This window comes from Vibrio sp. QJM3NY_35 (assembly GCF_057785915.1).
The window spans coordinates 246,611-271,766 of the sequence record NZ_CM173508.1; the positions used below are offsets into that span (position 1 = coordinate 246,611).

The 25,156-nt window shown below is 40.0% G+C and carries 18 protein-coding genes; 8 read left to right on the top strand and 10 right to left on the bottom strand.

From position 1 onward, the window contains the following. The first annotated feature begins 67 nt into the window (after positions 1-67). From AC3CH3_RS16530 to AC3CH3_RS16555, 6 genes are all read left to right on the top strand, one after another. Positions 68-853 carry a ParA family protein gene (locus AC3CH3_RS16530; RefSeq protein WP_488538714.1) on the top strand — a complete coding sequence of 262 codons (786 nt, stop codon included), beginning with the start codon at positions 68-70 and terminating at the stop codon, positions 851-853. Between the two features lie 16 nt (positions 854-869). Then, positions 870-1,184, top strand: a complete 315-nt coding sequence (locus AC3CH3_RS16535) for a hypothetical protein (protein ID WP_488538715.1) — start codon at positions 870-872, stop codon at positions 1,182-1,184. 143 nt (positions 1,185-1,327) lie between these two features. Next, positions 1,328-2,278 carry a hypothetical protein gene (locus AC3CH3_RS16540; RefSeq protein ID WP_488538716.1) on the top strand — a complete coding sequence of 317 codons (951 nt, stop codon included), beginning with the start codon at positions 1,328-1,330 and terminating at the stop codon, positions 2,276-2,278. A 136-nt stretch (positions 2,279-2,414) separates the two neighbouring features. Then, positions 2,415-2,741, top strand: coding sequence for a hypothetical protein (locus AC3CH3_RS16545; RefSeq protein ID WP_488538717.1), 327 nt, complete (start codon positions 2,415-2,417; stop codon positions 2,739-2,741). Beyond that, on the top strand, positions 2,728-3,201 hold the full coding sequence (locus AC3CH3_RS16550) for a hypothetical protein (protein ID WP_488538718.1): 474 nt from the start codon (positions 2,728-2,730) through the stop codon (positions 3,199-3,201). The genes AC3CH3_RS16545 and AC3CH3_RS16550 overlap by 14 nt, the downstream gene beginning before the upstream one ends. 85 nt (positions 3,202-3,286) lie before the next feature. Beyond that, positions 3,287-3,553 (top strand): hypothetical protein, encoded by a 267-nt coding sequence (locus AC3CH3_RS16555; RefSeq protein ID WP_488538719.1) that lies wholly within the window; start codon positions 3,287-3,289, stop codon positions 3,551-3,553. A gap of 696 nt (positions 3,554-4,249) precedes the next feature. On the opposite strand, the gene AC3CH3_RS16560 is transcribed toward AC3CH3_RS16555, so the two are convergent. Together AC3CH3_RS16560 and AC3CH3_RS16565 are read right to left on the bottom strand one after the other, a co-directional pair. Then, positions 4,250-7,300: a hypothetical protein gene (locus AC3CH3_RS16560; protein WP_488538720.1), complete on the bottom strand. Its 3,051-nt coding sequence runs from the start codon at positions 7,298-7,300 to the stop codon at positions 4,250-4,252. Positions 7,301-7,871: 571 nt separating this feature from the next. Further along, entirely contained in the window at positions 7,872-8,261 is a 390-nt protein-coding gene (locus tag AC3CH3_RS16565) for a hypothetical protein (RefSeq protein WP_488538721.1), read from the bottom strand. 481 nt (positions 8,262-8,742) lie between these two features. Between AC3CH3_RS16565 and AC3CH3_RS16570 the strand changes: the two genes are divergently transcribed. Beyond that, entirely contained in the window at positions 8,743-9,102 is a 360-nt protein-coding gene (locus tag AC3CH3_RS16570; RefSeq protein ID WP_488538722.1) for a plasmid mobilization protein, read from the top strand. Positions 9,103-9,112: 10 nt separating this feature from the next. Next, complete coding sequence (locus AC3CH3_RS16575) at positions 9,113-10,882, top strand: LPD7 domain-containing protein (RefSeq protein ID WP_488538723.1); 1,770 nt, start codon at positions 9,113-9,115, stop codon at positions 10,880-10,882. 197 nt (positions 10,883-11,079) lie between these two features. Here AC3CH3_RS16575 and AC3CH3_RS16580 read toward each other — a convergent pair whose 3' ends face one another. The 8 genes from AC3CH3_RS16580 to AC3CH3_RS16615 form a co-directional block, all read right to left on the bottom strand. Next, on the bottom strand, positions 11,080-12,567 hold the full coding sequence (locus AC3CH3_RS16580; protein ID WP_488538724.1) for a UvrD-helicase domain-containing protein: 1,488 nt from the start codon (positions 12,565-12,567) through the stop codon (positions 11,080-11,082). After that, the gene (locus AC3CH3_RS16585; protein WP_488538725.1) at positions 12,564-14,489 is read right to left on the bottom strand and encodes an ATP-dependent nuclease; all 1,926 of its coding nucleotides are present in this window, start codon (positions 14,487-14,489) and stop codon (positions 12,564-12,566) included. Before AC3CH3_RS16585 ends, AC3CH3_RS16580 begins: the two co-directional genes overlap by 4 nt. A 165-nt stretch (positions 14,490-14,654) precedes the next feature. Next, entirely contained in the window at positions 14,655-15,596 is a 942-nt protein-coding gene (locus AC3CH3_RS16590) for a 3'-5' exonuclease (protein WP_488538726.1), read from the bottom strand. Between the two features lie 200 nt (positions 15,597-15,796). After that, positions 15,797-19,165, bottom strand: coding sequence for a hypothetical protein (locus AC3CH3_RS16595; RefSeq protein ID WP_488538727.1), 3,369 nt, complete (start codon positions 19,163-19,165; stop codon positions 15,797-15,799). Between the two features lie 122 nt (positions 19,166-19,287). Next, positions 19,288-21,666 (bottom strand): hypothetical protein, encoded by a 2,379-nt coding sequence (locus tag AC3CH3_RS16600; RefSeq protein ID WP_488538728.1) that lies wholly within the window; start codon positions 21,664-21,666, stop codon positions 19,288-19,290. A gap of 67 nt (positions 21,667-21,733) precedes the next feature. Then, positions 21,734-21,961, bottom strand: a complete 228-nt coding sequence (locus tag AC3CH3_RS16605) for a hypothetical protein (RefSeq protein WP_488538729.1) — start codon at positions 21,959-21,961, stop codon at positions 21,734-21,736. Positions 21,962-22,031: 70 nt separating this feature from the next. After that, the gene (locus AC3CH3_RS16610; protein ID WP_488538730.1) at positions 22,032-22,457 is read right to left on the bottom strand and encodes a hypothetical protein; all 426 of its coding nucleotides are present in this window, start codon (positions 22,455-22,457) and stop codon (positions 22,032-22,034) included. A 9-nt stretch (positions 22,458-22,466) separates the two neighbouring features. After that, positions 22,467-25,079 (bottom strand): hypothetical protein, encoded by a 2,613-nt coding sequence (locus AC3CH3_RS16615; RefSeq protein WP_488538731.1) that lies wholly within the window; start codon positions 25,077-25,079, stop codon positions 22,467-22,469. Between the last annotated feature and the right edge of the window lie 77 nt (positions 25,080-25,156).

The window sequence follows — 25,156 nt, forward strand, 5'->3', positions numbered from 1 at the left end:
AGTTGCATGTTTGATTATTAATTGCTATATGTAATACATAAGTAATACACAACAGATTAATCATATCATGAAACAGAAAAATGTAGTAATCCCAGTAGCCAACCAGAAGGGAGGTGTTGGTAAATCAAGTACTTGTGTAAACCTCGGTTCTGAGTTTTCAAGAAAATTAAAAGTCTTAATCATCGATCTAGATCCACAAGGCAACTGTTCAAAAACATTGCTCGGTGGTAAAGGGGCATTTGAGTTTGAGGAGACAATTGCTCATTTGTTTGATAAGCCAAAAGTTGCCGATATCAACAAGTTGGTGCGCCCTGCCCTTGTCGATGAAAAGGAAATTGAGAATCTTTTTGTTATACCTGCCGACTATCAACTCAGCAGAATCATCGAAACATCTCTCACTAAAATCAATCGTGAAAGAATCTTGGAGCGAGCGTTAGGTAAGCTAGAGCAAGATTTTGATGTGATTCTCCTTGACACTCCACCAAATCTTTCTCTTACAACTCTCAACGCTATTCAAGCCTCAAATTTGCTTCTTATCACAGTTGATTCGGGAGCGTTCTCTCTAGATGGTATAGCGCCATTGCTAGAAGCGACGGAGGAAATATTGGATGATTTTGAATACCGAGTCTTGCGCAATGAGGTTGATTCTCGGAATTCGATTATCAATGAGTTTATTGATGGTGAGTTAGAATCTATTAGTCAAAACTTGCTTAAAGCCCAAATTCGCAGAAGCGAAGATGTCGGTAAAGCGAACGCTTGCTCCATGCCCGTTCGGTTGTTTAAGAAAGGCTCGATTGTTAACAACGATTACCGCGCTTTAGCCACTGAGCTAAAATCAATACTAAGTATATAAAACTAGAATAAATATTATGAACAAACTTAAATCGAGAGGCGCTAAATCATCATTAGCTAATCTTTCAAAACAATCTGATGAACAAAAAACAGATAGTAAAAAAGAGCGCCGTCTCACGACTGTTAACGAGAAAACTACGACAACTTACAAGGTCAGCCCACTAACCATGAGATTATCATTACAAGATAAAGCGGCTGTAAATCGTTGGGTAGAAGAGTTACAGAAAGACAGTAAGCGTAAAGTCTCGCCTGCTAAACTCATGAGAGCATTGACTGAAATGAAAGATGATATCGATCAAGAAGCATTGTTAAAGCTCATTGATGAAATGTAGTTGATAAATTGACAGTATTTTTCTCTATTTGATGGTGTATTACATATGTAATACACTTTTTTTTGTTTTTATTTTCGTTAGGGGTGGACTGCTAATTATTTATGTATTACACATGTAATACATAAACTAAAAACACTACTTCTATGAATAATCATTTTGTACAAATCACATCCCTACTCTTAGCAGTTGCTGCTGCATCTCTCTCTGCCCTGCTTACTTTCCAGTTCATGGAAAATCTAGGTAAAGAATTCAATCAGCCAAAAACAATGGCCTCGATGGGACTAATCCTCGATGCCTGCAAAACATTATGCCCTATATTCGTTGTTTTCCTCTGGCGACAAAAAATGTTCTTGTCTGCATTGTTCGGTGGCGCACTCGGACTTACATTATCAACAGTTTCATTTGTTGCTTCAATGAGCGCAATCGACAACGGTGTACAAGCTGCAAAAGCAACTTCTCAGCAATATATTGCCCTATCTTCTCAAATAGAGAGCTACGAGAGAGAAATTGATGATTTGCGCACACTCGCGAGCAGGCAACAAGACGCAAACCTGATATCACGTTCTTCATCTACGCTAGACAAGATTGCTCCTCTTAACGCTAAAGTGGCTAGCTTGACGGTTCAGTTAGCTAACCTTTCGCCTGATGAGTCTGTGGTTGATCGCTACGGTAAGGAGATCTCTTTAGTCGCAAGTTTGTGCCTTGAGTTAGTTTCAGTTTTTCTGACTTTAGTAATGCATGCAGTTAAAAAACCGTTGTCTGCACAGTTAAACACACTCAAACACACTCACAAAAATGAGTGCTCAAACCCTTGTGCTGACGTGGTTTCGCAGTCAACTTTAGATACAGCCAACACACACTCAGGAGCAGTCGAATTAGAAAATGAGAGTGAAGTTTTTGCAGCCAAAACACGTTGTGATGAGCAGTTGAAAATCGACATCAAAGAGTTAATTGTCTCAAGAAAGGCGATCCCAAGCATCAGGGGAGTGCAGGCCAAAATTACAGCTCAAAGAGATGTGATTTCAGATGTGCTAAGTGATTTACATCAAGTTGGGATACTAAAACCGTACAGAAATGGCTATACATACTCGTAGGCAATACATATGTATTGCCTACATTTGGAGGTGAGGGAGTTATTATTATATGTATGATTTATAAGATATTTCACTCACTCCCTTTGAGAATGTGAAATTAATTTGTACACTTAATGTATAAAAAGAAAAAAGACAAATGGAAAACAGCTATTACTACAGTGTTATTCAAGCGCTTGCGTTGGATCACCTATCGACGAGAGCTAAAACCTTTTTAGAACAACATGGCGGCGATCCTATTATGGCTGAGCTTCCAGAGTTTATTCAGCCCGAAATTGATAGCCTGATTGAGTTTTTGCTGGTTGCCTCGCCACCAACTAAAACGTTTTCTAGTGAACAGGATGCTCTCGCTTATTATGGCCTCACGCCACTATATGTAAGAGATTCATTTGTGTTATTAACATCGGAACAAGAGGCAAAACAAAAGATTAAAAATTTAAAAAACAGAGAAAATGACAACACTTAACAGCCATAATGGATTAACTAAGGGAGGGCTTACGAAGCCTAAAGCCACACACCAAACAATTTTTCAATCTGAGTATCCGTACTACAGCTTAATCTCTTTAAGCTCGGTGGGTTATATAGCAGTAATACTACTCGGTCTGGCGGTCTCATACCCATACACAGCGTACCTTGCTTGGTTGATTTATGCAGCTTTAGCAACAGCCTTGATTTTACCTTTACTCCCCTTGAAAAGAAGAAGATCTCCGCAAGAGACTGATGCTTACCCATGCTTCGAGCAGTTTTTTGAACCGCCGAGTGTTTTTAGGTTAGTGGCTTACATTGGATTAGCCTGTTTTGCTCTTCTCTTCATTGTGAATTTTGCAACATCAGCAACAGTTGATTCCTCAACACTAGGTTTAATGCTTGGGTTTTCTATACCTCATGTGTTTACAACACTAGTGTTTAAGCTCTCTCTAAAGTAGGGTGCTACAAAAAAAAGAAAGAAATAAAAAAATAAAACATAACTACATGATTAATCTAGCTATATTAAGCGCCACAGTAAGCGCGATGACAACATCAGAAATCGAAACAAAAAACCTAATCGATCTCGACAATGTAAACCAAGATCGACTTGATGAGGTCAACGCATTAGTAAACACACCAACAGCCAAAGCCATGATCAATAGCAGCTTTGACCAACTGATTAAAAACATCAAAGAGGAGGAAGTCTCTCTCCTCCAAACCTATGCTGTTAGTACAGGCGGTAGCTCAAGAGTATTGATGGATGGGTTTTCAAGTGGGTTTCAGAGTAGCCAACAAGGGGCGCTAGTGTAACCCGCTCTAGCGGCTCAGGCATCGGAGGTCACTGCCACGTGGATTGCCATGGTGACTGTCATGGCAATCACAGTTCAAGAGGCTGGCGTTAAAATCGATAATCATGATTATCCCAAAAGTAGGAGAGGAGGTTGCTATCACAGCAACCGACTCACCGAAACTAACGAAAAGCGGCACCCCATCATCAAGGTGCTCAAAGGTAGATGATGCATTCGTATTTCACAACCCTGAAGATGTAACTAAGCTCAGCATCAATAAGCCAACCCCTCAGCCTAACCCAAAGATGAGGCGCTAACGCCTCATCTTCTATTGGCGCTCTCTTACATCATTAATCCATTTCTGCGCTAATTCACACTCCTCGACAGGAACTACCCAGAATTTCCCCAATCGATTGAATCTAGCGTTAGGAAATCGCTGACTAAAATCTCTCTCTAGAGTCCTAGGGATCTTAACCAACAGTTCACCCGCCTCATTTATAAATTTTTTAATATACATAGTTAACCTACGAATTATCCGTTCATTACCATCATGTTAAGCGGTGGGTCTGGGCGAGTAAAGCCATGACAATATGATACTTTTTATTAGATTAGTGCAAAATTAACTCAACGATAGCCTTGCTTTCAAAGCCATAAAGCCGTACACCAGACATTAAAAAACCCGGCATTTCTGCTGGGTTTTTTACTTGTCAAATAGGCATCACTTAGTTACATTTCTGGCAATAGCATCTCCAACCGCCTTCGTTTTTTGCTGTGCTGATTCAGCCCCTGCAACGATTGCTGTGTTAGTTGCTTGCTCATCATTACCGCCCATTTTTGTAGCTCCCATGGTCGAGGCTAACCTATCAGCAACTTGATAAGACTGGCTAATAGCGGATCTCAGCAACCAAAATACAAACATGAGATTAATCAGAGGGAAAATCATATTAAATACTAGGCTCCCTGCGAACCCCAACCCTTTTCCGTTCTCTCCCATCGCATTCACGCTAACAAGGTTTGCAAGCAAATCAGCTAACTGCACCGCGCCCACCGCAACATAAAGCATCACTACCATCAGCATTGGCCTCAGAAGGAGATTCGCAATCCCAGACGCTATGGGCTTTTTAACCTGATCAAACCTTCCTCCCAACATGACTAGAGCACAACAAACAACAGGACTCAAAACGCAAAATATAACCATGAAAAACACAAGCGATACCATGCCGAAACTGTATAGCAGGCTAGGTAACAGATAGATAGTTGTCGTCACCGTGGCAAAAATTAGGCTCAGCCCAACTAACAATGATCCAATGTATTGAACCCAGCTAGTGTTAACCAGAGCTGCAACAGCACTTAGTATTTTAGCCTCTACTCCACTTGGTAAAGCACCCTTAGGTAACGTTGAACCTAAAATACTCCCATCAGAATCAGAGTTGTTTATATTAGCGCCCTTATCGGACTTTTTACTCTTTATTGCTTTTAGAGTTTTACTACCAGCGATAGCTGAAGTCCCCACAATCATCAGCGCCGCAGTGTGATCAACCATTGTGTAGCCAAGCTCCTTATAACGAGAGATGGCTAACATCGAGTTCTTTTTACAAAGAGCGTTGTATTCACCTGCTGTTATCCCCAGAGCGCTGATATCACTCGCCGTTGTTCTAGGGTTAACACACATTTCATAGGTTAATCTAGTTAACTCTCCCTCGGTCAGCCCCTTTGAGCTAGTGATTTTTAGCGCTGTCGTTGTAGCCATTGAGTCAATGATCGTAGCTGCGCTCTCATCAAGAATTTCGGCTTGCGTTCTTGTGGTCTCAGCTCCTACCGATTCGTAAAGCTGCCCTGTGTTTTTTACAATGCTGCTCGCGGCTGTACCACCCTGTCCACCGTCAAATTGAGCATTTAACTGACTCTCAACTAGTGACACGGCTGCACTGTTGCTGTTTGTTGAGCTAGGAACATGATAAATAAAAGCAGGCATTATTATCTCTGACATTGTCATGTCAGTATCGCGGGGTAAAAAACCGTTTTCGCCCACATAAAAACTGTTTTTCGCGATAGAGCTTTCGATATTGACCGTCGGCGGTTGGCTATCTAACAACACCCCCTTTGCGTTCAACCAAGACTCCATGAGCCTTATACCCCGAACCCCAAACATCATCACACCCTGTGTGCGAGTCTCAATCGCACGGTCATAAAACCCATTATCATTTGTTTCACTAATGGCATTTTCTACCAAAATTTCAGCTTGGAGACTGACCAGCACTTGCTTTACTAATGCCTCAGGTTTAAATGTGTCCATCAGCGCCTCGTGAATCTCTACCGTCTTGTACGGGTGCTCACTCATCAAAACTAACCCGTTGTTTGCAAAGTCTTGAGCACTACTAGTGTCACCATCAAATATTGGTTGGAGTTTAGAATCACGGACTATTGCACATTCAAGAGAAAATTCTGAGCCACCAACACTACCATTGTTCATTTTTTTGATTGTTAGCTCTGAATCCTGAAATCCACGGTAATTTGTATAGCATTGACTAGCGCGGATCTCTCTCGCGAGGCTCGATGATAACTCAGCCTTTCTATTAAATAGCTGGCGCGACTGCTCATTAGTAGAGACATCTCCGCCATCAAATCTCCATAGCACGCGAGAAAATAAGTAGTTTAAGGCGTTAAGCTTTTCGGCGGGTGAAGCCTCATCATCAATATGAGAAATAAGCTCTCCCCAAGCGCCAGTTAAATTTCCACGCTTAAGATCGTTTATAGCGATTTTGTCCACTATTTCAACAGCTAACTTAGCAAGCTCAGGCTCAACATTAACGCTCGGGGGCGTTAAACTTTGACTCACACATAAAGATCTGTGTTCATCATCATCAAGCCTCCACCCACTTTCTATAATGTTTTTGTCAACATCAATTTTAAACCTTGAGCTGACACCACCCCCTTTAAAACCAATAACCTCAAGCTGACCACCTCTCATAATACTCGCCCTAGCTGGCATGCGCTCTTGATCGGCAGAACGGTAAACATCACTGATGGCGATACTGTCTAAACACATTGCTTGCTCAGTCCATTCTCTCGCTTGCGCGTAAGGCTCGGCTAAGTCTGGTTCAATAGCTACACCTTTTGCCAGCTCATGCTCTAGGCCGCGAACACTCATCAGGTAAGTGACAGAACTAATCAACTGATTGCTAAAACCCGATGCCGCAAATGTAAGACCTACTGTTGAGGCTGCCACGATGCTACTTTTCCCCTCAGGATTTATACGTCCACCGAAAGAAATCGGGTAGGTTAGGATGAAACAAATGCATGATACAGCGACATACCCCTTGAGGTCGCTAACTGTACCGCCAGCCACCATCGCTTTGTACATACCACCAACAATAAAGAATGCGAAAACGAACTTAGCAAGAGTTCGAAATAGTTCACCGATCTCCACACTGCTTTGCTCAACCGCTGATAGGCTAACTGAATAGCTTCGCTCTTCTTTCTCTCTCAAAGCGTGCTCAATGAATACCTCACGATTTTCTAAATTAAATATCGCAGGGGATGATACAAATTCGCTCGCCACAGGGAATACTTGAAACATAAACCGCACCAGCGGATCTTCACCGCATAAAGTTGAATCAAATGGCTTAACAGCTAACCTCTCACCATCTTGGTGAAATGCTGATGCGCATGTTTCTATACTGCTTTTGAGATTATTATCAGCCGCTGTCGCTATTCCGCAAGAAGCCACTAATAAAACGATCAAACAACGTGATAATGCTTTTCTCATGGCTCCTTATTTATTTTTATAGGCGTCAGTCGCCTCATTTAGTTTTATCAACGTATGCTTATAAGACTCAATTACTAAACCATTAGCTTTAATAACAATTTTAAGTCTGCAATTTGCAGCCTCTAGTTCTGATATTCTATCTTGAATCTCAGAGCACTCATTTTTCACATGCAAGCTTAACTTCTCTTGCTCACTAAGGGAGAGGTCGTTTAAAATTGTTTTTTTCATTTCTTGCGAGATTGTTTTTTAATGCTTCTTTCGGCCTCTAGCGCCTTCGTTAAGTCTCTCACTTCAAACTTCACCGACTTATTATCAATTAGTATATTCTCTTCGTTAAGAAGCTTAGTTATCGCCTGTTTGGATACACCCGCTTTTATTGCCTTTACTATGCTAGAATATAGTTCGATATTTTCTTTTATATATCTAACCCTAGTAGTTTGCGCATTTGGCTTCTTTATTTTCTCAGATGTAAGATTTGATATCTTATCAACCAGGCTCGACTCACTATTTAACATATTCATTTTCGTGATTGTTTTTTATAAGTTTAATATTTTTTATTGCCATTGTTAAGTCATTGCTCAACTCCTTTGCTGTAATTATCTTTTACCTTTCTCTCTGGTAGGTTGTTAATATACTTTCGCAAATGTTGATAAGGCACATCTAATATGTAGCGCTTGTTGTTTTTAGGGTTAATAAATCCATTTAGTAATATCTGCTGTATAGCTCTAACGCTATACCCCTCACTAACCGCCTTCACTACAACATCCCTAATAGTGTTAAGTTTCTCACACCAGTAATCGTGCCTAGTCTTCTTTCCGCTCTTAGTCTCGCGATCTATCTTTATTTGTTCATCGAGAGCTTTCATGAAAGCGTCACTAACACCCTTCGCATTTTTTTCTTGCTCAAGATCTAGAGAGGTTATTGATACAGCCTCATCTTTATTGCTTTTATCGTTTTCCATAATTGCTTTTATTTAAAGGTTAATAAATAATTCCAGCTTGTTCAACGGTAGGTTAAAGATGGTTATCAACTTATTTAGCTTAATGTAAAACAAACGGTAAAGCTTATTAAATTTCGATATATCAGGAAGTTTCACTTTGTTTAGCTAGTCTGAAATTGAATTTTCAACTCGTGAATAGTTGAATTCAGGGTGCTTAATGACTAAGTTCAGCATGTTTAATTTGATTGAAGCTTAAATTAGCTCAATATTCAGTTCGTTTAACTTGCGTAAAATAAATTTCAACTTATATAAGAGTCTTTAATATTGCGAATTCAATAAGCGTTTAGTAAACTATTAAGTATAGGGACGCCCTCCCTGTCTTACGCTCGATAAATCGGCTCCAAACAGGGGCATCCTTCAGGGTTCCACCCTAAATACCCGCCGAATAAATTCGGTTGCGCCCTACGGCGCTATATAAAGATTCAAACTAAAATAAAAACAAATGGAGATAGACAAAAAAGACAAAGTGGTTAATTTTAGATTGCCGCTAGATGAATACGAAAATTTTAAACTTCAGTGCGATTCAGAAATATCATTTTCTGAACTTTGCAGAAAGGCATTAAGTGGCGTAAAAATCATCAAACTAAGACCAAGAAATGAAGCACTAGACCGAGCAAGAATTCACATCATTGGTCGTCACGGAAACAATCTAAACCAACTAGCGCATAGACTAAACTCAGCGGCTTTAGCTGGAGAGATAAATGACACTTTAGCAGCTAAGATTTTGCATGAGATATCAGCTATGAATGAGATGATTGTTCATGAACTAGCTATTGAAAAAGACAAGTATCTAAAAGATTAACTTCAGCTATATGTATATTAAACTCTCAAATAAGTCCCAAGGTTTACCAAATTACCTCCGCCGTGGGAAAGGCGGACTACGTGACGAAAAAGACATTCGAACACCTGTTTACGGCGATATCAACCAGTTCGAGCAGGCTGTGAATTTCACTAGAAAGCACCGTCAAAATTGGAGTTCTCACTACAAGCATATAACCTTTTCGTTCTCAGGAAATGATGAAAAAAAAGTGAAGCGCCTTGCACCTGATGAGCAAATCAAACTGATGCAGGACATAACATTCGACTACTTGCAATTACTGTATCCGCACCGCTCGCCAAGTGAACTCACTATGTACATCGAAAGTCATTTACCAAAGGTCAAATACAACGATGACTCTGAGAACTTTATGCATTTCCATTGTGGGCTGAGCCACCTTGATCCTAGGACAGGAAATCGCCTGATCTCTGTGCCAAATATTCAGCGAGAAAATGCTGCCCGACAGTCAGCAATATGTGCCAAATATGGGTTAGATGATCCGATCACATACATCAATTGGGACACACCTAAGCCGACCAAAAAGCTGTCAGCTAGAGGTAAGATTGCTGAGGCTTTAGCTACTCAATTTGAGAGTAACCCGCCTGATAACTACGAGGAAATTCTGGACGTAATCGATCAGTATAATGAGCATCATGATGTGCAGTTGCGAGTCTTCCGAGAAGGTTCAGGTAAGAACAAGTATCTAACCCTGAAAACAAATATAAAAGACATGGACTCTATAAGATTGAATGGGCCAAAATTTAGGTGCTTGGAACCAGTTTACGCTGATAAGTTTAACCTAGATATCGACACTGAAGGGTACAAAACTCGCAGAGAACAACTCAAGGCCGATCTAGAACGTATCAGAGACGATGAAAAGTTTAGGGAGTCATTTCTCAAGAAATCTCACCAACGCTTTATCAAGCAAGGCAAGAATTCTGAGTACAAAAAAAATGACCCAACACAGCTTACGGAGAGTACCGCAGCTTGGCGAAAATCCGATCACTATATCAAAGAGGTCGAGCAATATCTTAGCGATACAACAAACACTCAACGTGCGTTTTATCGACTGTATTCAGTGTCGCTCAGAGCTGATGTGTTAGGTGATTCTAAGTGCTTTATTGACCGTGATACTAAGCACAAAGTTATCTGGCAGCCAGAACACAAGGTAAGGCTTGTAGATAGCGGTCAAAAAATCACTACAGACAACTTAAACACAGACGCAAAACGCCTTGCCGCTGTCCACCTCATGCTTGAGATGGCGGAGGCCAAAGGCTGGCCTTTAGATACACTAAATTTTAGTGGTGATAGTGAATTTCTAGAGGTTGCTGAGCGCCAAAGGGCTAGGCGAATTTGCGAGCTTGCAGCAGGTAAGAAAGTGATACGCTCACTGCCTAATTGCGAGACAGGAAAACAAGTCGTAATCAAAACTAATCCAACCGATAAGTTCACCCAACCACCTCATTCTAAGGAACGGATAACCAAGACCAAGGCTCAGATTGACAGGTTGAAGCGCGATGTTAACCAGCGCCTTGTGATAGAGCTTCTGCGAAAGAAAGGAATCAGTGTTTCGCATGTAACGACCAATAAAAAACGTCATACCGTATTCATCATTAAAGGTAAGAAGTTCAACGGCTTAGATGCCCTAACCAAGCTTGGTGGATACAAACTTGATGAGGCGATGAGGCAGCTTGAAAAATCGCGCGGCGCGAATACGAACACACACAAACCAGAGCCTAAAAATAGCAATAGGCCAAAGTTATAAAATGACAGCTAGGCTTGGGGAAGCCTAGCTGCCTTTAGATGTAGTTGTAGTGACTCATACTCACCCATACGCATCTAATGATTAGTTGCAGTCGGCGTTCTGGTATCGTAACTCACAATTATACAGTGGGAAGCTAGAAACTCTGCTCTAGCTTGGTTTAGTAAAAAGTTCTTGTGAAGTGGGTGTTTTTATTAAGCTCAATCGATAAAATGAATATCATGTTGTTCTAGCAGCCTTTTCGACTCTTGTGATATTTTTTCCTTGCAACCTACAACAAGTAGCTTTTGTGCTCGCGTGATTGCGACATAAATCAATCGCAAATCGTCATCCGTTGCAGACTCCATCAGTTCCTTTTTATTGAATGATTTATTTATATGATTGTTTGAGTTAAATAACACCAAAACAGATTCTGCTTCCAGTCCTTTACTTTTATGGATAGTTAAAGCTCTTGATATATCACTAAAGTTCTGAACCTGTATAGATGGCTTTTCCAGATTCTGATTCGAGTAGATTAATTTTTCACCAAACTTTAATTTAAAGGCCAGTTTGATTTTTTCTAGATCTAGTTTACTCTCTTTACTCAAGGTGATCGCTAGAGATCGAAATTGAATACGAGTAATTTTATTTTCAGAACAAATATTTGTAATACTAAGGCCAACATATTGAGCTATACATTTCTCAAATGTACGAATACATTTTCTATCTTTATAACCTAAGTCATTTTTAAGACTCTCTTCATAAGGCAACAAGGAGTTGTTGTTTGTTGATAGAAAGAAGATACTTCCAGATAGTCCTAAATACCTTCTTTTTTCATAAAATAGCTGAAGTATCTGAGCTGTCTCATTATTTTCAATAGCGAAAACTGAGCTAAAAGAGCCTTTGTCAGATTCTTGTTGAAATGATTTATTATATATATTAGCTAAAGTTACAATTTCTGTAGAAGAACGATAGTTTATGTCTTTTTTTGCATAGTTATCACAAGTATTTTTCAACTGACATAATGGAAAATCTTCGAATGATTTTGGTCTCTGAGCACCATTTTCTGAACTTCCATAGGAAAACCCATAGATAGATTGATTAGGATCTCCAATAGCGTGCAGTTCTGTGTTACCCCCACGATATATATTAAGGAAGATTTCGTGCAACCATTTGTATGTATCTTGATACTCGTCTACAAATATATACTGCAATTTTCTAGACAAAGCTTTGCGAATTTTAGATTTTGATACTAGCTCTTTGGATTTCTTTACTAGAAGATCATTAGTGATCAAGTTCGATTCATCGAGTTTTTTGTAGATTTTTTCTTTGTGGCCATTCCATTTTTTAGCTATCACTCGTTCACGATGGACGGGGTCTTCTATCTTTCGTTTTGCCCACGCTATATATGCAGAAATTTCATCTTCTTTCTTAGGTAATCCAGAAACTATTGCATAAGCTGAACCATTAGGGAAATGAGGTTTGAAAACAAACCGAAATAAAAAGCTGTGAATAGTGCCAACAAAGATATTTGGAGGTACTTGAATTTCTTCTGAAAGCTTGCTCTTAATACTTGCTGTAGCATCATTTGTATATGTAATCACACACAAAAATCTATTTGCATCTAAATCAGACACTTTCTCGATGATGGATTTGACCATACTAGTTGTCTTACCACCACCAGCGCCAGCATAAGTAACTGATATCAATTAATATCTCCTACTACAAAATCAAAGGCATCTATGATATAAGTGGGAATTGTAAAATTGCTATTTTCGTTTAGCTCATTAAATAAATCAAATGCAAATTCAGACTTATATTCATCAATCAATTCAAAAATATCTTGGGCAACGAGCTTTCGTTTGAATTTCGCCGCAATTTCAGGCTCCTTTGACTTATTTGGACGTGTATTTTTAATTGCATCCCTAATTCTATTCCTGCCCGCACCTGTAGAATTAGTCGATATAAGGTCTTTTTCAAAGGTAGTTTCCTCTGAAATACAGACCTTAATATAATCACTGTCAAATTCTTGTTTTAAATCTATAGCGCGATCTTTAGTCTTTTTTTCTGCATCGCTATCAGTTATCACTGTAGATTTAATAAAGTACCCATTCTTGACCACTTCTAAGAAGTTTCGAAACGCAACTCCATTGACGTTAACTATTTGGCAGTTCATTTTTTCTGGTTTTGATCCAAAGTGCATTTCAAAAAGCTTCGGGATAAGTATCTGTTCAGCGATACCCTCAACAAAAATCACCCGCCGACTTAAGAACATTATTGAGTTTGTAGCGTTCAACCATTTTTTTAAATAGTTTTTTGTTCTTTTACCAGCCGCATTATTGGGTACTCCGTCAAGGAGGTAGTGGGAGTCAAGCTTCCCATTATTACTAAACATAACAACTGTATTTTCTAGATCTAAGTGTGATGAGATATGAGTTGAATGACTAGTTAAAATTATCTGTCTGTTAGACTTTTCATTAAAAAAACCATTGCTAGTAACACTCTCAGCAAAGTGCTTTTGCAAAATTGGGCTTATGTGAGCCTCCGGCTCCTCAATTGCAACAAGCCTAAAATCAGGAGCATCCGCTTTACTTTGTATATGAGATAATATAAGAGCCATATAGAGTAGATTGTTCCTACCTAGGCCATTATTTTCAACAGTTATTGGCTTATCACCGTATTCTAAACTAATCTTTTTCAGCAGTTCACTTAAGTTTAGATTTGAAAAGCTGAAGTTAATATTATTTTTACTTGGATCTGTTTCTAGTGAAAGCACATCCAAAAGTGTAGTAATATCATTTTTTATTGAAGCAAGTGCATTTTTATCAGCCTTTATCGACTTATTAAGATTATCTGCGCTCGATTTTATATCAGTATACTCATCATCATTTCGATTATTAAGTATCCTATACAGAAGTCGATTTTCTCTAGACGAAGATAATTCAGTTTTTGCATCTCTTAGTGCATCAAGGAAGTCTATTTTGATAGGGGCAAGCTGAAAGCTATCAGGTTTGATTCCACCTAATCCCGCCTCAATTCTGTACTTATAATCTTTAACTGGCAGCTCAACGCTATCTAATCTCAACTGATTGAGTTTTAATTTCTCTTTGTAATCTAGTTCATCATTCAGTGCTGGAAGTGATTCTCTAACACTTTTCACCCACTTTTCTTTATTTATTAGATTACAGTAAAACTCGTACTTTAACGTTGCAGTCTTATGAGTATCATCTTCGTACCATTCACTAACTAAAGCCTCTTCATCATCATTTTGGAAGTCTGTGAAAGTTGCCTCAATAATAATTGAAGGAAAGTTTATTTCCTTCGGTTCAATAGCAGTATTAGCTACCGATTTCTGGAAATCCCGCAATGTATCATAATTAAAGTCATCTATGGATAACCCTCTTTTTATGTAGCTAACAATCTCATTATTTAGAATTATAGATAAGGCACTCAACAGGTTAGTTTTCCCTATGTTATTTTCACCAATAATTAATGTTGTTGGTTTCAAATTAATAGCGAAATCTTTGAGAGATCTATAATTCTTAGCTGTTAACTTACATATATGCACTAATCTTTCCTCACAACAAAGAGACGAATCAACAGAGTGAATAGCTACAAATGCAATATCCACTCTATGCATAATACAAGCATTAGGAAAAGTAGGTCAATCAGGGCGTTCTCTAATTGTTACTTACAACTACTCTATACGAAATGGGGCAGAGCGATTTATGATAACTTGCCAGTTCTAGTTACATCGTGGGAACGGAGCTGATAGATTGTATTTAAACTAGTTCCCTTAAATTTCACACCCAGCTAATGCTCTAATCAGATCAACCGTTGCTAATGCATCAGCATCACTACTATGAGCCTCACCCTCCCAGCGAACTTTAGCAAGCTCAGTTGCTCTAGCTAGGTTGATGCTCCCGTGTCTGTTAGTAGAACCGAGTATAGGTGAGGCTATATCATACATAGCGCAAACCCAACGCTCATGACTACCACCGAGTAACTCACACGTTTCGTTAATCTCTCTCTGCTCTCTGTGCGCCTGTAACAATGCTAGCCCCGTCAGATCAGGTGTTTTTGCGCGTGGTAGAAATGATCGTTTACAAGCATAGAAATCAAACTCAGAATTGAAGGCCACTATCCTACGCCCCTCACAGATTTGTTTTAGCTCTCGATAAACCTCATCAGGCTTAGGTGCATCTTTCAGCATGTCAGAGCTAATACCATGCACATCAAACGCCCCTTGGCTGATGGTGCGCTTGGTGTAGACTCGGGTTGAATACAAAACTTCCCTCGTTGCACAGCACACCGCTGAAACCTCAATCACGACACCATTGAGATCCGTTGTCTCGGTATCTATCACGACTGCACGATCTTCAATAAGTGATTTACATAGCCTGATCGCCTTACCTCTCGGGGAGTTCTCAGCATTAGCCCTGACCATTTTTTGTGTTGCAGCCTTTTGGGCTTCAGAACGTGGTTTTTGAGGTAGTGCTTTCATGGGGATACATTGATTTAGGTAGTAAAGATTGACGATCTTTTTGTAGTCATTTTTATAGCTACTGCATGGTGTTGCATCTTTAGCTGGCTTGACCCTAAAAATGCCCTTTAGAGTTGATTTAGTGTGCGCCTTTGCATCATCCAAACCGAGAGATTTAACCTGTTCTCTGCGCTCCTCAAAACTCATCGTTTCGAAGCCTTTAATCTTGTCGTTGTAATAGTCGATAGCGTTCATAAATTCACCGTTATTTTAGTGAAAGCTAACAACTGAGATCATCCCCTGTCAACTGCAAAACCCACACCTAAGCTACTGATATTAATATATAAATTAATTTATATATTAATATCAAAAAGTTTATTTCTTTCACACAACTGCCATTTTCAGGCACAAAAAAACTCCCCCAATCGGAGGAGTTTTGACCATAAGAATTTTGATTATGTATCGCTTTGCGGAGCCGTATCCGAACCTTTGACTTCTACTGACTTTTTAGTCTCTGGTGTTGACGATTTGCTAAGTATTTCACTCGGAGTTTCATCCTGATTTTTTATCTCTGACGATTTACCCTTAACCGCTTCAGAGCTAGTCACTTTAGAAGGCTCTGGCTGAGTATTTTTCTTAACCTGAGCAATACCTCTCTCTACCGATGATTCTGCTCTCGATGATCCGTTAGGTGTTCTGGCCTGCTCCGATTTACGTTTCTTTATGTCAGCTCCAATATTTTTAGATACATGATGTACCTCGCGAGTCTTATGAGACAATGCACCTATCGCAATAATCGAACCAAGGTCATCAGTGATCTGAGTACCTATATCATCGAGTTGCAGCATTTTTAACGAGTAGGAAATTGAAGATACCGCTGTTTTTAGCGAGGCATAAACTGCGAATAGTACGAGCAGAAGCCATATTATCGTACTAACTATCGCAACCAACGCAACAACTAGATCGCCACTGTCCATTTGCATCACGCCCAGCATCAATACACCCCCAATTGTGTTAGCGATGAAGACTGCCGCCATACTGGTGTATGCAAAGATAATCACCGACACAGGGATCAATATAATTGACAACATAGCACTCAAACAGCATTTCAGAATAACAACTGGGGATAACAATGGTCTCCCATCAATCTGAATAACACTCAGCGCGATCATGATTGGTAGCATTAGCATTGTAGAGACTCCTCTTACAATACCTTCCAGCACAAGTTTTAGGTATGAATAAAGCACCTGAACTGTGATCACTATTGATCCAACAACTGCCACGACCAACGCAGGAATTGCAACCTTAGCCAACAGCGATGTTATCATTGCCGCAATATTAACAAACATCTCGATAGCGGAAACTACTGGTATCGCCTTACTGATCAGCTTTTTAGCGTGACTCATCAGTTGATCAGTTAAACCACCATCGACCTCCCCACTACCTGTCAGGGTTGAAATCAAACCCTTGAGGTTCTGCATGACTGCATCTAGCATTAGCACATTTATTGCACCATTAAATAGCCCAACTGAGAATTCCTGAACAGCATGAAGAGGGTGGCCTTGGAATCCTATGCACGTTTGAGTAGTGCTACACCCCACAAGTCCCGCTGCCAAATTATCAGCCTTCAAATCAAGAGCGGTAGCCAATTTTTCACTGTTAGGTATCAAATGCTCTAAAGCGTTCAGCACAAAAAAGCTGCTGATCTCCTCTGCGGCTGAACCCGCTCCTTGAGTTGCCAATCTTTCCCCAGCATTAGCAGTAAATAACAATTCAATGTCTCGATTGACATTGACCGCTGACATTTGACGATCTACATGCTGGCTTAGCTCACGACGAGCTATCCAGTTCGTCTCCTGCTCGCTATTGTTGCTAATGGATATGTTCGGCTCTGCGCTCGATAATCCATCAAAAAAAGCGTTGAGCCTAGGCCCAGTCGATAAAAACCCCATTGGCAGTCCTAGCGCACCTTTTCTGACAATACCCGAGTCCACTTCATAATTTAACTCAGAATCCTTACCTGCTAGGTATTCTGCGACAGCAAATCTTGATGACGCACCTAGAATTGAGAAGTAATTTTTAACGACAGCCAATTCCTCATTGGCTTGAGCAATAAGTAAATCAACCTCTGGAGTATCGCCCAGCTCTCTACCATGCTCTAGCTCGCGTTTTAAATCAGCCAGCCTTTGAGATAGCGTTGAGGCGTCATTGCCTGATGTGTGGTGCTTGTAGATCGCAAACGCATGATCTTGAGACTCTTGGCTCAATAGTAGCTTTGGAGTACCAGAGCCATTTGGGTGAACACAGATAGGGAAAACATGCCCCACACCCGATGTTTTTCTAAACTCTATACCAGTATCACCACCGCGCTCAGCCAGTCTATAAAATGACTCTATCTCGCTCGCCGCGTCTGGTAAAAATCGAATACACTGAACTCGCCTTGCTGTCTCTAAAACGTTACCGACCAACTGAAGGATATTGAAAAATGGTTCATCCTCTTTTGGTTCAGGTATCTCAAAAGCTTTAAAATTATAGTTCGCATGACCCCACCCGTTTTGCGTAGCACGGACAGAGTAGTTACCCATTAAAAAACCTTGTAACCCATTGACTACAGCAGCAGGGTGAGATTCTGGGTGTTCCTCTATTATCTCGTTAACTAAGAGGTAAACCTCTTGAGAAACCGCTTTAGAAGCCTTCCTAACCGCTTCCATGTCGTCACCCGCTATCAGTGCCCCATTGGCAATTTTATTTAATCTAGAGCTACTCGCGATACTTTTAAATGCAGCCTTTGATAACTCGGGAGCAGTATGTGTTATTGAAAAAGCGTTAGCGGCTTTAAAGATCTGGTTTAGAGTATGCTCTTGAACAAAGAGTGGTGATTGGGTTGTGTTCTCCTCTGTTGGTTTACCACTGTACAGCTCAACATTGGTTAATGATGATTTACCAGCTCGGGGAGCAGACATCTTCATCGTAAATGAATTGTCACTAAATAAGCCCGTGTAAACCTCTTCAAAAGTGGGGTCACGCTCTTCCCTACTGAAGAATCTCCATATCCCACCAAACCAACCTTGAGCAGTGGAGGACTCACCCGTTAACAATAAGGCATTTTCAGGCTCAACCGACAAAAAAGAACCATACACAGCGCTATCTTGAGCAACCGATAGTGATTTGACAAGGCTAACAGCATACTCCTCTGCCTGTGGAGCAAATATTTCAACCTCACTACCATCAACTAAATTTGCTGACGCTGGTAGCGCTAGCGACCATCCAAACTGAGCAATATAAACACTGCATAGAATTGAAAATAGAAGTCCTGCAAATAGAGCTAAAACAGAAATACCAATACCGCCCCAAGGTATAACCAGTGGGACTGCAACCAGTATCCACAAGTCTTTTAGGGAAACAAACTCTAAAAAATTCGAGCGTCCACCCTCTCTCATAGCCTCAGAAAAAGACCAGAAAACTCGCCACAACACAACCACTACAAGTATGATCATTCCTATGTGCGAGATACCATACATCAGGTTATAAACAACCTCCCCGATTACCTTAGCGCTGTAAGAAACGGGAATGATTTCATCATTAATTATATATTGATAGACACTGCTTGCTGCCTCATTATTTTCAACCAAATGTGAGGAAAAAATATTCAAAGAGTTTAATAAAACATCGTCTTTGCAAACGCCATCAATAACCACCTTATTATTCTCATCAAACACATTTTCACAATTTGAAGATGCTGAAGCACTGACGGAAAAAATCATCAGGATGGTCAATATAAATGCTTTAATTAGCAACTTATTAATGGTGGGTATGTAGCGCATATTTTAATCATTATTTAATCTAAGTATAAATAATGACATTACACTTGTGCAAATTTCATTCACATTTAAATATATTCATACCCCTACATTAATAAACGAAACCCACTTTTGTGGGCTTCTTTCTACTTCATTACATTTTTTATTTTTGTTTTTTTATACAACCCGATAAGTGTATCAGTTCCCTCTTCAACATCACCCATAGGGTCGTCAATATGAGAAGAAATCCAGTTATATATAAATATGGGAGCTTTATAACACATAAAATAACCAAGGATACAAAACACTAAGGGATATATACCCACATTTAAAAATATTTGAGTCATCAAGCCTTCACCCGCAAACCACGGCATAATACTAATCATTTGCTGAGAAACATACGCGATAGGTGTCAGTGATATAAAGCATAACGAATAAGCGACAAAGGCTGTTACTAGCTTTAGTAGGGGGTTCAATACCTCTGCGCGAACAAACGCAGCGCCGACGAAATCTGCGCCTTCTGCATCATTATCTAAGTTTTTAATTTCATCTATCAATGAGTTAATAACACTCAACACAAACAGTAGTGGTGCAAGCAGCGCTCGCAAAACAATATGTTGATTCACAACCTTAAATATAAAAGCGAAGAACAAAAACAGATAAACCATTATTGCGAACAACCCTAAAAATATAGAAATGAATCCTGCCTGACCAACAAACATTAACTCCTTATCAAATAGCTCTTCAGAGATAAAATCAACCATAGTCAACACCGCCCCTAACACTATGTATGTTTTGGCAAAGGAGAGAATTTCTCCTGTTATACCAGAGCCGTCAACTTTTGGAATTTCAGATTTAATAATATTAAAAATTGAAGCATCAACTATATTTTCATTATCAAACCAAGCTCCTCTAGCGTATGGAAAATACTTTAACAGATAATTATCTACATCATCCCTTGAACCATTAAAGTTAGTGAGTTTTTTAGAATGCATTGCATGGTATGACAAAATGTATCTATAAACATTCTTTAAGGATTCATCCACTTTACCTGTTGCGATATCAAATGCTGCTCTATACTCCTTCCGCTTACTATCTCTTACCTGTGACAATATGGCAGTATTTAGCATTGCGCCACGATTGTATTGCTCCATCATAGAACCTCTGACGTTATCCAGCTCAATTAGAGCAAAGTGATCGTAAAGATCTTTAATAACGGCACCTAGTTCATTATCAAAATCCTCAAAACTGTACCTATCAGAGACCTTATCAAACTCAGAAATTGCGCTGTAATAACCCCCATCTGTAGCTTCATACCCATAAAATTTCCCCTCATCGATGTAGTTAGAACCAGTTCGCTTGGCACAAAAAAAACTATCTTCTAAATCACGAATATGCGCTTTAACCCCATGGACACCAACACACTGCTCGGCTTTTTTGTAGGCAGTCATATTTGCTATCTCGTGATTAATCAACTCAGCGATTTTTGAATGGATATACTGCTCTTCTTTCGACAGTGACTCATAAGCAATTGGCTTTTGATAGTTTACTCTGAGACTCGCATCGATAACCCCATTGTTTGTTGACGGCTCTAAAACCCACGCACATTTAGGATTTGTGTATGCCTCTTGAGACCAGTTATCAACAAGCAGGCAATCCTGTTTTGAGAAAGAGGTTAGGCCACGCGCTTTTTCTAGGTTGATTTGCGCCTGACCGATAGCGAGAAGTGCTGTATTTGAGGCAATCGCACCACCACCTTTAAACTGATTTCTCTTGATTGATGTATCAAGTAAGGCGTCGTGTATATTTTTAGATGCGACAACCTCATAGATATCTCTGTGTAATCTACTCAAACCTATGTCGATCTTATTACTATAGGCGCTCTCATCGACTTCCATTGCAGCAAGCAGTGATAAGCCAGAATCATTACTCACGGATAATATTGACCAAGTAAAGACAGCGAAGAACCCAACAATAAGAGGCACCACAGTAAATAGAGCAACACCGCCCCCAACAGAAGGGTGCAAAAACAGCAGAATAAAACCCCAGCCTATGGTTTTGAGGTAAGCTTTCGTTATTTTTTCCTTGCTTCGATTTGAATTTGAGGCCATCAATCTATTCGCCTCGTAGGTTTTTAGCGCAAGAATGCAAACCATTAATAATGCGATTATCTTTATACTCCAATCAGTTAACGCATCATAAAGGGACTCAACAACAGTGTTCGGGTTTTGAGGGAGGTTTTCAGGTCTTAGATGTTGTTTTGTTTTGTAATAGGTGTGGGAATGGGAATCTAAAACAATGTGAGGTGAAGTATCTGTTACATTGTCACTAAATGTATCTAGCCATGAATAAGGTATGAAATCGAGCGCAACATCAGCGCGGCGCGGAAAAATACCTCGCATCATTTCGACGATGACATCATTACTAGCATTAAATTCAATTTTATCAGCGTTACTCGCAGAATCGCTCGCACTCACTGGTAGCGCAAACAATAACGCAGACAACAAACAAACTACATATCTCATCTCCTCTCATTTTGTTTTTTGAAATTTTTATTAGGTGGACACTAATACCCTTTGTATGCAATCACTATCACCATGTTAACCTTCCATCTAGGAATAGCTCCCATGCATAACTCATTGAGTTCATGAAGCTAGAGCCATTAAACCCATTAATAAACCAACCTAGCGACCAAAGGACTAGCACAAGCAGGATCTTTGATCCTAACCCCATGCGTTTTACGGGCTTAGCTCTATTCTCTGCTCTTTTTTCTGCTAACCATGTTCCAACCATACCGAAACCTCTACTTATATTTTTCATAGCTTTACTTCTTTAATTATAACAACTTAAAGTTAATTTGTACATATTACATTCATATCAGACCTGAAGTTTAGCTGCTTTTTCTGGTTTTTATTGGCGTAAAAATCTCTCCACTAGAAACACATACCCACAAATCACGCCCCGATATCTTTAACATAGAGGCAAATGCTGAGCGCTTAAACCCTGATTTGATCGCCAGTTTCGATACGCTAAGATTTTTTGGCTTTTGGTTATTGATTACCCAATTAAGCTCTTTTAATTCAATAACAGCATCCCTTGGTTTTTCTACTCCATGGAATACTGACAGGGATAGATACTTACCGCTTGCTGTGTAATGTGTCAGCGTTTCAGGGTTAATGTAAATTGGATTCTCCGAGCTTAACCTATAGCGTAAAACACGATAGCTCACACCTAACCTCCTTGCCTTCTCTAGAGCCGCCATAGGTTTAGATTTTTCTAGCTCACTTATGTAGTGATTTATCTCAATTAGTTTCATATATACTGTTTATTTTTTACTTATATCTTTCATTATCGATTTCGATTCGTTAGTGCCTTGTTGACTGATATTGTCATCAAGGTTTGAGGCTCCACTGTCAGTGAATATAGATTTAATTACCTCATAGCCCGTTTTTTGAACGTCTATTGCTTTGTAAAACAGGACGATAACAAACCCCATATACAACAGGCTGTAAATTAAAACAGAAAATACGATTGCGCTCACTGACCCTGTTCCTGAGGTGGCATTATCCACTAATGGTGAAACCGTAGATAATAAAACTGGCAAAATCAGCTCGGTGCTTAATACCGACAGGTAGAAGAATAGAGGTAAACAACACAGACTTAACACCAGTAATGCAACCCTACTAACAAGCGATAGATATTTTTCAGTTATACCCCTGTTTTCCACGAGTGGCTGAAGAACCACCAACACTAACTGCATAGTAAGCTGCATAGCACTTAAAAGGAGCTTTATAAGCGCCAAAAAGAACGGAAAAACAAAGAGCATTGGAGTCCCAAATTTCAAAAATAGACCAGTTAACAATAACCATGACGACATACTAACAACCCCCTCCGTTGCACCTGCCCCAATAATAAAGGCCGCAGTGCTACTGAGCATCATCAAATTGCCACTTGCTGTGTATGAGAACGGCTCCAATACTGGCTCTGAGCTAAATATATCTAGCGCTAAAATCCCCATAACGCTAGCACCTGCCACGCTAGACAGTGCGGCTAGGACACCACCTGATGACTTTTTATCTGAGAGTTTCCCATCATTTTTCTTACCTTTTTGGGGTTTAACTTTGCTAACCCCCTTGTTAATCATCGGCATGAGATGGTGCCCAGCCTGTAAGGCCACATACATTTTTATCATTTCGTCACCTAGTGAATTCAACGTACTTAACGGACTTCCACACACCTGACTAACGCTACCATCATTGGCATATATCAACTGATTGGGAGTCGTTAAACAGGTCTTAAAATCCACCACACCTAAGAGGTCTGTGACCAACGAATCTGATTGCTCTTGACCTCGTTTCAACAAATCACTTAATGCTGTGCGCCCTACACTTGTGTTGTTTATTGCTTCATAAAATCGCTCTCTAATTTCGCGATTTACAGAGGAATAGCTCGATGAGTCTGACTCATAAACACCACTCTCAAATTGCCAGTTAGCAAGGCTCGCCTGAGGTTCAATCGGTGGTTGTACTTGCTTCAGTAGTGTTAGTACATTCAGGGGCTTAACAGCCCACCCTAACTCATTTATATAAGCTTGATGTTCATCAGTAGCAAACAACTCCATTGCCACTGCACAATCAAATAATGCCGCTTGATCTGCACTCGATTCAATAGTACAAGCGTTGTGTGCTATCTCAGCCAACGTCTCTCCGTCTGGAGTTGGTTGATAAGGAACTCTCCGACCCTTGAATTCAAAATCAACAGGGTAAAACTTAGACACCAACTGCTTGGATAAACACAATTCAGCATGTCGGTCACTCGAAATCAACGATGAGATATTAAAATCATCATTGTTAGTGGCGACTATCTCAGCTAGCTCTGAGGGGCAGGACTCCCACCAATCAGCCGCAACATTAACCATTAAGTCCCGATCTTTAATAAAATAGGCGCGACCAATAGCGTTGTATTGTGCAATCTTGTAGTTAATCGCTTGTTGGACAGCAGACAATACAGCACTCCTAAATGCCTCTAATTCCTCTGTTTGATAGCGCTCTGCCGCCACCGAGCCTTCTAGCCTCTGAATTTGCCCTACTGTGTACTCGTTTCTTGGCATCGTAGATGAGAAATAACAGCCGTTAGTTGTATTACCCAGTTCAATTTTTAGCGTGGATGCTAATGAGGTGACGTTAGCCTCATCAACGATATTATTCAATCTCGTGCCATCCACCTCTGAAACAAGACATGTTGCATAGTTCAGGATTTGAGACGTAGCGTTTTCCTCATAGCCCCAATCGTTGATCTCACTGCTGCGCAATGCCAAAAATGAGGCGTCAGGAGTAATGTAGGTAGGCATAGTCGCTTGCGCTGGAGAAACAAATAATGAATCGATTCTAGAGGCAACTTCTGCTGCCTGACCGAAGGCATAAAACATCAAATGGTTTAACGGTGAGTAATAACGAGACATATCAGAATCATCGTGACGATCTGAACTCAACGCACCCCACGGAATGCTCAAAACAATAGCTAAAAATACCAGCGTATGCTGAGGGATTTTTTTGTAGGGGTTAGATGATGTCTCAGACATCATTCCCAGTGAAGCATTCCCAAGTGTTGAATAAATGATGAGACCCGACAATCCTAATGACAGCAAAACTGTTGCTATCAGTAAGTTTTTTGTAGCTGAACTAGAAACAGAAGGGATATCGTCGACACAACCCTTAACCTGCTCAGCCGTCAAGTTAGCAACCTGTTGCTTCACTTTATCGCTGGATGTGAAATATTTAGCCGCCTCTTTTCCTAGCGTGGCTAATATGTACTTCTGTTCTATTCGAGTAAAGTCAGATACAACACACTGCCCATTTGTAGTGGCTTGAGCCACTGAAGGGGTAGCGAAGGACATTGCTAACGCAAATAAAACAAAAAGGCGGGGAATAAAACTCATTAAACAGGTTATTTAATAAAATTATATATTTTAAAATACGCTTGTACAAATTTCATTCATAACCTTATTAAGTTTTA